Source organism: Ancylothrix sp. D3o (assembly GCF_025370775.1).
Classification (GTDB): Bacteria; Cyanobacteriota; Cyanobacteriia; order Cyanobacteriales; family Oscillatoriaceae; genus Ancylothrix.
The window spans coordinates 53,768-66,973 of record NZ_JAMXEX010000005.1 but is presented as its reverse complement, the minus strand read 5'-3'; the positions used below and the strand labels follow the sequence as shown (position 1 = coordinate 66,973).

Below are 13,206 nucleotides of genomic sequence, written 5' to 3'. Positions count from 1 at the left end.
TGTTTTTTTTAAACACAGAGGACACGGAGGTAAACACAGCTAGGTAGAAGAAGGGATGGGGGGTTTTTGGTTATGTTGGGGAGGATTTTACGGGGTAGATATGAGGTTTTGAGTGGTTTGGGTTCGGGGGGTTTTGGTGAGGTTTTTTTGGCGCGAGATCGGGATTTGCCTGGTGAGCCTTTTTGTGTTGTTAAGGTTTTGAGGGTGGGGGGTTTTTCGGGGGAGCTTTTGCAGACTGCTCGGCGTTTGTTTGAGCGGGAGGCGACGGTTTTATATGGGTTAGGTGGGTGTGATTTTGTGCCGCGTTTATTGGCTCATTTTGAGGAGGAAGGCGAGTTTTTTTTGGTTGAGGAGTTCGTTGAGGGTGGCGATTTACGCGGGGAATTTGCGCCAGGGAAAAGATGGGATGTTGATGCGGTTTGGGGTTTTTTAGTCGAGGTTTTAGGTGTTTTAAATTGGCTGCATGAGCGTAATATAATTCATCGGGATTTGAAGCCGGCTAATTTAATTCGTCGCAAAAAAGATGGTCGGTTGGTGTTGATTGATTTTGGTGCGGTTAAAGAAGTTTTGGGACAAAGTGTTAATTGTGGCGGTGATGAAAATCAAAGCACGATTATCGGCACTCCTGGGTATGTTTCGCCGGAACAAGCGCGGGGGGAACCTCATTTTAATAGTGATATTTATGCGTTGGGGATGATGGCTATTCAGGCTCTCACCGGCACTTTACCACATTTTTTAGCAGAAGATTCTTTGACAAAAGAAAAACTCTGGCGTAATCGTTTAGATAATGGTGTCGTAGAATCTGAACTTCTCGAAATTATTGAAAAAATGGTGCGGTATGATTTTCGAGAACGCTATCAAAATGCGGCTGAGGCTTTAGCAGATTTGCTAAAAATTAACACCCAATCTTTAGCAAATTTACCAAGTAATAATCAGGGTTTAAAATTTGGAATAAAGCAGGAAATGCTGACGCTTCCTTCGCAGATACCGCAGGTAAAAAAGGCTCCGATTTTGGTGGCTAATAGTACAGATTTACGCCACCGGCAGATTTTAATTAATAAGGTAACAAATTTTTGGATTAAGGGGGTTTTGGAATCTTCTTTGCACGGTCGGGCGATGATAGAATTGGGGTTAGAATCGCGTTTAGATTTGATTGAGCGCCCTTGGGGGATTGTCTGGGGAAATCTGGGGGTAAAAGGCGAGTTATTGCCTTCTGGAGTGCGGGTGAGTGATAAGTTTCGCGCTTTGGGAGAGGGGAGATCCTTGTTAATTTTAGGCGAACCTGGTGCAGGGAAAACTACAACTTTGTTGCAACTAGCGCGGGATTTGTTGGAGGAAGCACAAGCTAACACAAGTTGTACAATTCCAGTGGTTTTTAATTTGTCTTCTTGGAATAATCCAAAGCAATCTTTGGCAGATTGGTTAATTGCTGAGTTAAAAACGCAATATCAAGTTTCTTCGGAGATTGCTCGCCGGTGGATTGTTGGCGGTGAGTTGCTTTTGTTGTTGGATGGTTTGGATGAGGTTAGTGCAAAGTTGCAAGATGCTTGCGTGAGTGCGATTAATAGATTTTATCAGGAACATGGGACGACAGAATTAGTTGTTTGCAGTCGAATTAAAGATTATCAAAGTTTGCAAAATCGCTTACAATTGCAAGAGGCTATTTGTTTGCAACCTTTGACTTTGCAACAAATTGATGAGTATTTACAACAAGCTTCAGAATTGACAAGTTTAAAAGCAGCTTTGCAACACGATAATTCTTTACAAGAATTGGCTCACTCTCCTTTGATGTTGAGTATTATGACTTTGGCGTATAGGGGAATGCCGGCGCAAGATTTGCTTTCTGTTGGCGGGATTGAAGAAAGACGACAACATTTGTTTAATGCTTATATTGAGCGAATGTTGCACCAGCCCTCTCGAAATGTTAAATATTCCAAAAAGCAAACAATTTACTGGTTGAGTTGGCTGGCACAAAGTTTGTCTAAACAATCTCAAACTGTGTTTTTTATTGAGAAAATGCAGCCAATTTTGTTAACGAAAAAACGCCAAAAGTTGATTTATATTTTGAGTTTGTTTTTGGTGTTTTTTACGGTGGGGGGTGCGGTTGGCTATGCTTTGTTGCCTAAAACTCAGTTACCGTTGGCTTTGATGTTTGGGGCAGGGATTTTTTGGCTGATTTTTGGTTTAGATAAAATTGAGCCGGTGGAGACGCTACAATGGTCTTGGAAAAAGGCCGGTAAACATTTAGTTTTAGGTGTTTTCTTGGGGGGTTTACTGCTTTTTCCTTTTAAGATTTTGTATGAGTCTTTTTTAGCTTTATTAGACCATAAAATGATTACTGTTGTGATTCCGGAAACTGCATCGTTGGGCCGAGGGATTATTTTTGGTATGAGTTTGGGGTTGGTTTATGGCTTAATTCAGGGGTTTAAGGGTGCGGCTATTCAACGCAAAACTTTTCCCAACCAAGGTATTATTCAATCCGGCCAGAATTCGCTATTTTTTGCAACGATTGGTTTTTGTTTGTTGGGGCTACCTGTAAAGATTTTGCAGTGGGATTCTGTGGTGTGGCAGGTGGTTGGGTTGCTTTTTGGTTTTGCTGCCGGTGGGGAAGAGGCTTGTATTAAACATTTTATTTTGCGGGTGATTTTGTGTGCCAGTGGCGTCATGCCTTGGAATTATTCGCGGTTTCTTGATTATGCGGTGCGGAAGATTTTTTTACAAAAGGTTGGCGGCGGTTATATTTTTGTTCACCGGCTGCTTTTAGAGCATTTTGCAGCTATTAATTTGCAGGAGAGGCCGGTTAAATAGTTGTGAGGGATAAATTTGTTCATCTAGGCTTTGATTAACTTTGGCTAAAACTTTAAAACAAGTTAGTTTTTGATTTTTTAGCCACAAACTCACAACGGGAATTTGATAAGGTTGGTTCTGCAAAAAGTCGGCGAATTTGAGATAGTTCCTCACTGAACATAAAGGCGGCCAGAGAAGTTGCTAAGGGTTTTTAACCTATGAATTTTGGCGTTGGCTGTAACGTGCTAGTAACCATAAACTACAGCGTTGTAGCAAAACTAAAATTGATGTGATGGCAAGTGCGAGAGCGAATAAAATTATGTTTGTTTCATTACCGGCCCGCAAAGCAAAACTTAAAGATGTGGAGACGGCTGGGGGGTGAACGACATCTAAAATTATCATCAAAATTATGGTTATAATCATAGCTATGCCGGCGCCTATGTAACCGGGCCCAAATACTAAATAAGTGATAAATCCAAGGGTGGCGGCAAGCATTTGAGAGGTGATGAGGGTGCGGATGCCGTTGGTGCCGTGTTGGGGATCGAGATATATTAAAAATGCGCTGGATGCGAGGGATGCGAAGAGTAAACGTTGCCGGCTTAATACTTCAACCATCCCCAGCACTCCTAGTATAGTTATGGTTGGTAATAAGGCGAGTAATAGTTCACCTTGAATGGTGAGCCGGCGGCGGATTTTGCGGTTTGCACCTTTTAGGGGTTTTAAGCTTTGTTTATCAGTCATAAGGCAGGTAAATGTTTTTTAAGGGTTGCATTTATTTTATTTTGTTTAAGCGTTCTGGTGTTGTTGCTCTTCTTTTAGCTGGGTTTTGTTGAATGTTGAAGTGCTGCCGGCCTCTGCTTATCATTTTCCAAATATTGGCTTTATATGGGCAATTGTTGAGATGTGTTCTGGCGCAAGGGTGAGAAATAAATCTGATAAATAATCCTAAAGGAATGCCGAAATAGGGGGGTGAGGCATTTGTTTAGCGAAAAGATAGTCTTTAGTAATATGGAGAAATTATTTCCTTTGAAGGATACAGAGAGGGGGGGTTAATTTATATAGTGAAAGTAGTAAAAACACAGTTTAGAAAGGAATAAAAAACTATGAGCCGCGAACCCAACCAACAACCGCTACAACCCGTTAGTGTCGATTGGCATTCTAAAAGTGAACCGGGTCCAAAAGAACAAAATTTGACGGCAAATCCGGGCGACCGGATAGATGAAGGAAAGAGTGTTGAAGAAAAGGCGAAACAGGTTGCTGTAGATGCTCCTGATATTACCGGCGACCATATTAAGGTACCTACCTATTTTATTGTTGAATACCCGGATGGTGAGAAAAAGGCTTTGCATCACGTTAAAGATGCTGATGAGATTTCTGATGTTATTAGGCAGGCGCGTATGGATGAAGAAGGTAATCGCGTTTGGTGGTAGTTAATGATAGAAAGCCGGTATTTAACGCCGATATTTGCCGCCGGTTGAAACCGGAGTCTACACGAATCAAAAAACCCCCTAGGGGGGTTTTATTTTTGTTTACATCCGATTTTAATCGGTGACGAATGCTGATGTTAGTACATTAAGTGATAGGTATTTGGCCCGCGATTAGGTAACACTATCAATTTTTGATTCATTAAATCTGGTTGTAAGCCTAAATCTTTTAAAGGGAGAACACCGATTAAGGGATCTTGTCCGCCTGGTAATTCTAAACAATTAAACACTCCCTTTCTACCTTCTATCGTCAGGCTTAATCTGTGGAAAAGACGGATTTTTTTGACTCCCGCTGCTGTTTTTGCTTCAATTTCTGTATCAAAAGCTAAACCTAATTGGGCGATGATATTTGCCGGCAAGCAGAGGCGAGGGTTGCCGGTGTCTACGAGGACGTTTTCTAAGGTGAGGGAACGAATTTGATCCGAAGTGATAAAATTTCGTTCGGCTAAGATTTCATCGACTAGATTAGTGATGGTAATTGTGGTGGTGACGTGACTTATTTTTTCGCTTGTTTGTGTGGCTGACATAATGAAGTCTTACTTTACCATCTATTGCAGTTATAAAGTGGTTTGGATGCTGAAGTTTTAATGCTTTCATTTTATCGTGGCCGGTTGATTTTGGCGCGGATAATTCGCCACAGCATGACAACAATTATCCAGACAAGGGCAAAGGGAAAAGCAAAAAGGCCGGTGATAAAACATAACACAAATTGCCCTTTACCTTTTTGAGCAAATTTGATGATAGATTGCAGCCATTTGGGATACAGGCTATCGAGAGGGAGGTTTGATTCTTGTAAGATTTGACTAGCTTGATAACCGGCAGCATAGCCTTTTTTAAATTGGCCGGTTTGGTGGTATAAACCCGCGAGAATTTGCAGGCATTTCGCCTCACCCTCTTTATCGTTAGTTGGGCGTTTAATTTCTAGCAGTTTTTCAAAGCATTCTATAGCTTTCTGGTATTCTTCGTAGGAACGGTAAGCCAAACCTAAATTATGGAGCGAATGGGCTATCTCCTGCTGGTTGCAAATTTTCTGTCTAATTTCCAAAGATTCCTTATAGTATTCTATGGCTGTCTCGTATCGTTCAAGGGAATCGTAGGCTGACCCTAAATTATTGAGTGAAAGGGCTATCTGCTGCTGGTGGCCGATTCTACGATTAATTGTCAAAGATTTTTTTAAGTATTCTATGGCTGTCTCGTATTTTCCAAGGGAATAATAGGCTATTCCTAAATTAATGAAGGATTTTGCTATATCCTGCTGGGGGCCAATTTCCTCTCTAATTTCTAACGATTTCTTGTGATATTTTATGGCTGTCTCGTATTGTCCGAGGGAATGGTAGGCATTACCTAAATTATTCAGGGTATCTGCTATCTCCTGATGGTTGTTAAGTTGGTTCCAAATATTTAAAGATTTCTCGCAGTATTCTATGGCTTTCTCGTGTTTTTCGAGGTAATTGTAGGTGTTACCTAAATTATTCAGGGAACGGGCTATATCTGGCTGGTTGCCAATTTTCTCTCTAATTTTTAAAGATTTCTCGTGGTATTCTATGGCTTTCTGGTATTGTCCAAGGGAATTGTAGGCGCTACCTAAATTATTGAGGTAAGCAGCAAATAGTCTCTCTTCATCCTCATCTTTTGGTTGCCAATTTTGCACAATTAGTTCATAAACTTCTATCAAAACATCATAAAAACCCTGAAAGTTCAAAAACTCATCGCAAATCCCAATCGTATCAAACGCAGCACGACGCTCTCCCAACTCACCCAAATGATAACAAATTTCAATGTATCCAGAAACATCCTCTTTTGTCTTCCAGCCTTCAGATTCTTGAACCGAACCATAATACTCAATCGCCTTACGATGCACCTCCGTTAAATCCCCCGCCTTCGACTTCAAATACGCCAAAACCACCGGCTGAAACTTAAACCCAGACGCATCCTTTCCTTTCAACAAAAAACACCGTTTCGCCAACAACTTCAAATCATTTTCCGCCTCACTTTCCGTCCCCTCATACATCACCAACGCCGCTGCACTTTCAAACGGCAAACGATACACACTCAAATTTAACAATAACTGTTTTTGCTGATCAGAAAGCCGCCCAAAACTCTCCTCAAAAACATCCTTAACACTCACCGAATTTTTACCCCGGTGTATCCCCTTAATTTCATACAAATTCCCATACCGGCTCAAATATTTAATCTGCGGATCGTCTTCCTCTTCCGTCACCAACAAACCCGCCACCAGCATCAAATACAGCGGATATCCCCCCACCGACTCAACAAAATCCTCTAACTCTCTTGTCTCACCCAGCACCCCCAAATTGCGTAATAATGTGGCTCCCTCAGTGCAATTTAAACCCTCTTCTAAGTGCAAAGTTTTGCCTTTTAACTCAGTCAAATTTGGTACATCCTGACTCGTCACAATAATCTTACTTTTTCCCGCACACCCCAACCACCGGCAGAAAAACTTCTCCCATAAACTCCCCTCCCAGCCGCTTTTTAACACAGTTTCCAAATTATCTATGACAATTAAAAACGCTTGTTTTTGCAACAAATTTACCAGCCTATCTATGACATCCTTTTCAGGAATTTGCTGGATATCTTGCAGCGAAAAACGCCCTAAGTGCCTCAGTGCATTTCTGACAAACTCTGTAAAGTTGGGGCTGATGGTGAGATCCCACCAAAATTTCCCCTCAAACTTGCTACCTTCCACTTCAAAAACTTTCGCGGCTAAGGTAGATTTGCCAATGCCGCCAACGCCGATAATTTTAATGAGGGCAATGTTTGAATTAGCCAAATATTCGCCCACTGTTTGCAATTCACCGGCCCGCCCCACCCAATCTGTTATACTTGGATAAGCATGATCCAAATTAGCCAAATTTGCGGGAGTGATTTTTACAACCGCTTCTAATATTTTTTGATTGCCTTCTACTATTTCTATATGCCGGTCTTGATCTTCTTTTCTTGAAGAAATATTTGAAAGGGCATCTAAAATCTCATTTCGCAGCGTTTCAATTTCTTTGCGTATTTCCTCATACTGCACCCCCATTTCTCGCAAGACTTCCTCAAAGCCAGATTCTATCTGCGTGGATACTTGCTTGAGAGCATTTTTAATTTCTGGGGTAATTGTTTGCTGGTTTGCCAGTGCATCCAACCGGCTCAAAATCTCATTATATTCTTGATTAGGTTGAGCAATTCCCTGATTTTGCAACAATTGTAAAATTGCTGTTTGATTTTCTTTAATGCCGGCGGAAATTTCACTCATCATCGACAATGTAAGCGAGGCAAAAGCTTTACCGCCATGCTCAAAATCATCTTTCAAAACTTCCCGCAACGCCTTCGGAAAAATGCTCTCCCATTTTTGCGCTGTATTTAGGATCAAAACATCGCCTAAACCAACCTTATTTTCTGCACACAACCCCTGGAGAAACTCAATCCAGCTATTTTCATCTAAGGCTTTTACTGTGGCAAATTCCGAGGCTTTGGTAGAAAATAATTCAGCCGGTAGATTTTCTTCCCAAATGCCGGCAAAATCATCTTGCCGGTTATCAGCAATATTTTTCCAATAATTCGGGGCTGCTTTTGCCAGGTTTTCAAAATCTTTATGCCAGTCATTTTTTCTGGCTTTGTGTTCTTCCGCCACTGCAAAAAGCACAATTGATATAGCACTTCCTACTGCTTTTGTCAAGTCATGGTTTCTTAAACTATTCTTCTTTTCCCGCAGCCGGTGGGCTAATTTTAGATGCTCACCGACATCATTGGCAAGTACCCCGCCGGCGACACTTGCAACCGCTGCTGCTGCTGTTGTTGTTACTACTGATGCTCCTATTATCGGACATAATGCACTGGCAGCAACGACAGAACTAGACAACAGTAAGCGGATAGAAGTTTGCCCTAAATGTGGTACCGGCATAGGAGTTAAAAATTGAGACGTTATTGTAGATAATAGCAAATTTTTAAAAGGTTTATGGGGTGCCGGTGTTTGTTGGTGCCGGGTAAAAATGCCGGTGTTTGTGCCGGTATTTGCCGTCGGTTAAAACCGGTGACTTATTTTGCCGGACAGAGAATTCATACAGCAATCTCCATAACTTTATCTTTATCCGTCATCTCGATAGATTCCAGATCAACAGATAAACACCCTTCAATTGCCTCATACAAATTTTGCAGTAATTCCTCAAAAGTCTCTCCTTGAGTCGCACACCCTGGAATAGCAGGAACTTCTGCCCAATATCCGCCCTCTTCAGCTTCATGGACAATGATTTTAAGTTTCATAGATAGATTCTGGTATTTTGAATTTAGTTGTTATTTTCAGCATAACAAAACTTTTTTAAGTTGCCGCTTTTAGTGGTTGAACCCCGAAGGGGTTTTATTCGGGTAGGCACCGGTTTTAACCGGTGACGAATGCCGGCACCAAATGCCATTGATCGAATGCCGGCACCATTAATTTGCAACCCCCCAAAAATCACACCGGCAACCGTTCCTTTTCCTCCTCAGAAACCCCCACCGGCACAACACAAAAACCCCGCAAAACATCCCGCGTCATCGCCACCTGACAAACCAAAGAAACATCATCCTCATTCAACAACCCCAAAGCCTCATAAGGATTATCACGCTCAACCACCGGCAACTGATGAAAACCCCGCGCCGCCATTCGATCCAAAGCATCAGTCACAGGCTCATCTTCATACGCCAAAACAATCTCCGCCGTACAAATATCCGCAATTTTTTTATTCAACAACAACCCCAACAAATCATCCCCCTTTACCTGCGACAAAATCCGATTAACATCACGCAAAGTAATAATCCCAATTAAACGTCCCGCCTCATTAATTATTAAAGCACTATGCCGGTGTAACTCAGTCAACCGCAAACCCGCCTCAACTACCGCTGTATTTCCCGACAAAATCAACGGCGACTTATCCATCGCCTCCGACACCCGAATTTTCTCCAAAACCTCCCTATTATTATCCCCCTCAATATTCAAACCAATCTGCTGCAAATTCGTAGTAGAAGCCGCCGTTTGTGCCGGCTTCTTCAAAACATCCACCAACCAAACACTCAACCCTACCGCCGCCATCAAAGGCAAAACAATCCGATAATCACGAGTTAACTCAAACATCAAAATAATCGACGTCAAAGGAGCCCGCACAGAACCAGCCAACACCGCCGCCATCCCCACCATTGCATAGGCCGGTGGCCCCGCCATATACTTGGCTATACTCGGTATAGCCAAAGCCAGAATTTTTGCATAAGCCGAACCCAACGACGCCCCCAAATACATCGACGGCGCAAAAGTCCCCCCCACCAAACCACTACCCAAACTAATCGCCGTCATCACCAACTTAACCACAAGCAAACTCAGCAACAACTGCAACGAAAACTCCACATCTTGCAGCATCGCCTCAATCGTCTCATAGCCAATCCCCATAATTTGCGGCCACCTCAACGCCACCACCCCCACACAAACCCCCCCTATAGCCGGATGCACCCAGCGGGGAACCTTACTCAACCAGCGAAAACCCCTTATCTCCCCCGCAAAAAACTTTTGAGCCTGCTTAATCGCCGCCGTATAAGCAATCGACACCAAACTTGCCAGCAACCCCAACCCCACATACAAAGGCAATTCAAACGGAGAACGCACCACATAAGCAGGCAACATAAAAGCCGGTTTTGCCCCTATCCCAATCTGAGCAATAAGCGCCGCAACCACCGCCGCCAGCAGCACCACACTCACCGCAGAAGTCGCAAAACTCGTCCCCAACACCAACTCAATCGCAAAAAAAACTCCGGCAATAGGCGCATTAAAACCCGCCGCAATACCCGCCGCCGCACCGGCCCCCAAAAGCAAGCGCTGCCGTTCCTGCGAAACCTGCAAAACCTGCCCCACCAACATCCCAAAATTAGCCCCAATCTCAGCAGACGGCCCCTCTGGGCCCAAGGAAGCCCCCGTACCCAAAGACACCGACGCCGCCACCATTTTCGTCACCGGCTTTAAAACCGGCGCCACCGGCAACCCCTCTTTTTGCACCGCCGCAATCATCGAAGAAATCCCAGGGCCAAAATCCGGCGAAAGCAAACGCATTAAACCAATAATCGCCCCCCCAAGCGCCGGCACACAAGCCAGCGTCCAAGCCCCCCACCCACCAATCAGCCCCATCAAATCCCCTAAAGTCAGACTGTGGATCAGATGGATAAGAAAATGAAACGTCACCACCCCCATCCCAGTGCTACCCCCAATCAAAACCGCCAGAATCATCACAATGCTTTCTGGGGAAGGCTGTAAGCGGTTAAGAAAGCGCGTCAGTGCGTTGGAGAAAGAAGCAAGAGCAGGAGATTTAAATAGCTGTCCATTCCGAGAAGATAAGCCGTTCATTAATGGTAAAAATAAATATGAGAGAAACCTTAAGATTTGTTTCTATGGTTTTATTGTGATGGATTCAGCAGGCCGGTGCAAGTAAACTACGCCACAAAATAAGTGAGATTTGGGCAAATTTATCTTTCTTTAATCCCAAGCACACATATTTTCTACCAAGAGATAATCTCTACAAAATAGAAACCTGATCTCTGATCCAACTCTATTAAACAAAAGAGCCTGATTATCTGTTAGATGTCTGAGCTTTTGGGCAAAATTTACCTCCTCTCTGATTTATAACTCAAAAGCGATGAACTTTCGCAACACCAAAGTTGTAAAATCATTAAAACTCAGAAAACACAACAGACATCCGCATGACCTCAACGATTCAACCCCCCACCTCAACGGCCTCAAACTTTTGTGACGGCATCCAATACTACGGCGAAAACTGGCCCGGTTTCGATACACACGGCCAAACACCGGTTATTTCCGAAGGTCAAAACGCGATCTCTGATCCCACCGACACCTCCGCAGTCTTCCAAACATTGTTATACGCAGACGCTTTGCGCTACCTCACCCTGCAAGTCACCGGCTCCAAAGCTTCAGGACACCCAGGCGGTTTTGCCAGCCAAGCCGAAGCTTATGCGGCTTTAGTGATGTTGGGCTACAAAAATATTATTACCGAAGTCGGACACCACGCCCCCGGTTTTTATAGCGCCATGTTCCTCGACCGGTCTTTAGAAGACATGGGTATTTCTACCGTGCAACAACTGCGCGACCGTTTCCGCGAAAAGCACGGCTTGCTCGGTCACTTATCCGGTTATATTCCGGGGATTCTTGGCCCCGCCGGCCCCCTTGGTCAAGGCCAACATTTCGCCCTCGCCGGTGCTTTGCTTCACCGCGATAAGCTTTTCCCCTTCACAATGGGTGATGGCGGTATGGGTGAACCTTACCCGATGAGCAGCATGGCACACTTTAACACAGCCTATCCCACCGCTACAAATTTCTTGCCGGTTTTAGTCTGGAATGGCTACTCCCAAGAGCATCACAGCATGGTTTCCACAAAAACCAGTGAAGAGATGATCGCCTATTGGAAAGGCAACGGTTTTGCCGAAGTTGTGCTAGTCGATGCCAAAGAATTTGATGATACAAATCAAAGTGGTGATTATGTAGATAGCACTGTGTTCTCAATGAAACAGCGCCTAGCATTTATGAAAGCTGTTTTGCTGGGTGTAGATAAGGCGGCGAAATCGGCTCTAGGCGGCAAATTGACCGCATTTATTATTAAGCAATTGAAAGGGGCCGGTGTTCACGCCAAGGGCGCAAAATCTCACAACTTGTACCCGAAAGACACCCTAGATGCACCTCACATTATAGAAGCATTGAAGAATCGCGCTCTTTCCCGTCAGGGGTGGGAGTTGGTGCGGACAAACTGTGAGCGGGCTGGAGGCGGGCCGGCAGCCAAAACCGTTGTTACCGAGTTTGAATTGCCTTTAGCAGAGATTGGTGAGTTACCTTTGCAAGAGTATGCCGTTGGTGGCGACGCCAAAGTTGCAACAACAGCTATGGGTAATTTAGTTGTGAAAGTTGGGCAAAGTGACCGCAATTTTTTGGTGACAAATGCGGATGGAAATGAAGCATCTGCCATTGGTAATATTAATGTCGGCTTGAAGATTATTCACCCCACATCTGATGAGCTTTATAATCAAACACCAAATGGACAAGTTTATGAGCCTTTAAGTGAAGATGCTTGTGCCGGTTTGGCGGTGGGTTTATCGCTGTTTGGCGCGCGGAGTTTGTGGTGTTCTTATGAGTCTTTTGCAATTAATGGTTTACCAATTTGGCAAACTGTGACGCAGGCGATGGCTGAGTTACGCCGCTGCACACCTTCAGCAGTTACTTTGTTTACTGCCGGTGCTTTGGAACAAGGGCGAAATGGCTGGACTCACCAACGTCCTGAAGTTGAGGCATATTTTGCAGCAATGATGCGGAATGGTAATGTTTTTCCGCTGTTTCCAACGGATGCAAATAGTATTCAGACTTGCTATGAATGGGCGCTTTCAACTAAGAATAAAGGCATTGTGATTACGGCTTCTAAATCGCCTTTGCCAATTCGGACAACCTTTGAGCAAAGCCGTTTAGCGTTGCAGGATGGTGCGGTGACAATCCATGAAATTCCAGGCGATAAAACGGTGGTTTTTGCGGTGATTGGGGATATGACTTTGATGCCGGTTTTTGAAGCGGCGGCGTTTTTGGAAACCGAGGGTATTGGTGCGCGCATTGTTTCGGTGGTGAATCCGCGCCGGTTATATCGTTCTAGTGATGTGGCGTGGGATACTTGTTCGGAAGCTGATGGCGGATTTTTGGATGATGCGGGTTTTGAGCGTTTGTTTGGCGGTGATGCCTTGATTGGTGTCACGGGAGGTGCTGCCGGTATGCTGGAACCTCTGATGTTACGCAGTAATGCCAAGCGCGATACTTTTGCCTGGAAACGCGGCGAAACTACTGCAAGCGCGGGTGAGTTGATGGCGTTTAATGGTTTGACGGCTGAGGCGTTGACGAAACGTGCCATTGAGTTAGTGCATTAAA

Annotated in this window: 8 protein-coding genes; 3 read left to right on the top strand and 5 right to left on the bottom strand. The window is 44.1% G+C overall.

The genetic code is table 11. The features are described 5' to 3' along the window. Window positions 1-72 precede the first annotated feature (72 nt). Window positions 73-2,808, top strand: coding sequence for a protein kinase (locus tag NG798_RS11515; RefSeq protein WP_261222688.1), 2,736 nt, complete (start codon window positions 73-75; stop codon window positions 2,806-2,808). A gap of 195 nt (window positions 2,809-3,003) precedes the next feature. Here the strand turns inward: NG798_RS11515 and NG798_RS11510 are convergent, their stop codons facing one another. Beyond that, the gene (locus tag NG798_RS11510) at window positions 3,004-3,528 is read right to left on the bottom strand and encodes an HPP family protein (protein WP_261222687.1); all 525 of its coding nucleotides are present in this window, start codon (window positions 3,526-3,528) and stop codon (window positions 3,004-3,006) included. A 362-nt stretch (window positions 3,529-3,890) separates the two neighbouring features. On the opposite strand from NG798_RS11510, the gene NG798_RS11505 reads away from it, so the two are divergent. Then, the gene (locus tag NG798_RS11505) at window positions 3,891-4,217 is read left to right on the top strand and encodes a hypothetical protein (protein ID WP_261222686.1); all 327 of its coding nucleotides are present in this window, start codon (window positions 3,891-3,893) and stop codon (window positions 4,215-4,217) included. A 134-nt stretch (window positions 4,218-4,351) separates the two neighbouring features. On the opposite strand, the gene NG798_RS11500 is transcribed toward NG798_RS11505, so the two are convergent. The 4 genes from NG798_RS11500 to NG798_RS11485 all read right to left on the bottom strand — a co-directional run bounded on the left by NG798_RS11500 (window position 4,352) and on the right by NG798_RS11485 (window position 10,638). Then, on the bottom strand, window positions 4,352-4,798 hold the full coding sequence (locus NG798_RS11500; RefSeq protein ID WP_261222685.1) for an aspartyl protease: 447 nt from the start codon (window positions 4,796-4,798) through the stop codon (window positions 4,352-4,354). Between the two features lie 71 nt (window positions 4,799-4,869). After that, complete coding sequence (locus NG798_RS11495) at window positions 4,870-8,178, bottom strand: tetratricopeptide repeat protein (protein WP_261222684.1); 3,309 nt, start codon at window positions 8,176-8,178, stop codon at window positions 4,870-4,872. A 155-nt stretch (window positions 8,179-8,333) separates the two neighbouring features. Beyond that, window positions 8,334-8,537, bottom strand: a complete 204-nt coding sequence (locus NG798_RS11490) for a type II toxin-antitoxin system HicB family antitoxin (RefSeq protein WP_261222683.1) — start codon at window positions 8,535-8,537, stop codon at window positions 8,334-8,336. A 190-nt stretch (window positions 8,538-8,727) separates the two neighbouring features. Then, window positions 8,728-10,638 (bottom strand): chloride channel protein, encoded by a 1,911-nt coding sequence (locus NG798_RS11485; protein ID WP_261222682.1) that lies wholly within the window; start codon window positions 10,636-10,638, stop codon window positions 8,728-8,730. Between the two features lie 353 nt (window positions 10,639-10,991). Here NG798_RS11485 and NG798_RS11480 point away from each other — a divergent pair, with 353 nt between their 5' ends. After that, a complete protein-coding gene (locus NG798_RS11480) occupies window positions 10,992-13,205 on the top strand; it encodes a phosphoketolase (protein ID WP_261222681.1) in 2,214 nt (737 codons plus the stop codon). Window position 13,206: the final 1 nt, after the last annotated feature.

Coding starts and splice junctions, on each gene's coding strand:
- NG798_RS11515 (WP_261222688.1), top strand. CDS start 73: ATGTTGGGGAGGATTTTACGGGGTAGATATGAGGTTTTGAGTGGTTTG.
- NG798_RS11510 (WP_261222687.1), bottom strand. CDS start 3,528: ATGACTGATAAACAAAGCTTAAAACCCCTAAAAGGTGCAAACCGCAAA.
- NG798_RS11505 (WP_261222686.1), top strand. CDS start 3,891: ATGAGCCGCGAACCCAACCAACAACCGCTACAACCCGTTAGTGTCGAT.
- NG798_RS11500 (WP_261222685.1), bottom strand. CDS start 4,798: ATGTCAGCCACACAAACAAGCGAAAAAATAAGTCACGTCACCACCACA.
- NG798_RS11495 (WP_261222684.1), bottom strand. CDS start 8,178: ATGCCGGTACCACATTTAGGGCAAACTTCTATCCGCTTACTGTTGTCT.
- NG798_RS11490 (WP_261222683.1), bottom strand. CDS start 8,537: ATGAAACTTAAAATCATTGTCCATGAAGCTGAAGAGGGCGGATATTGG.
- NG798_RS11485 (WP_261222682.1), bottom strand. CDS start 10,638: ATGAACGGCTTATCTTCTCGGAATGGACAGCTATTTAAATCTCCTGCT.
- NG798_RS11480 (WP_261222681.1), top strand. CDS start 10,992: ATGACCTCAACGATTCAACCCCCCACCTCAACGGCCTCAAACTTTTGT.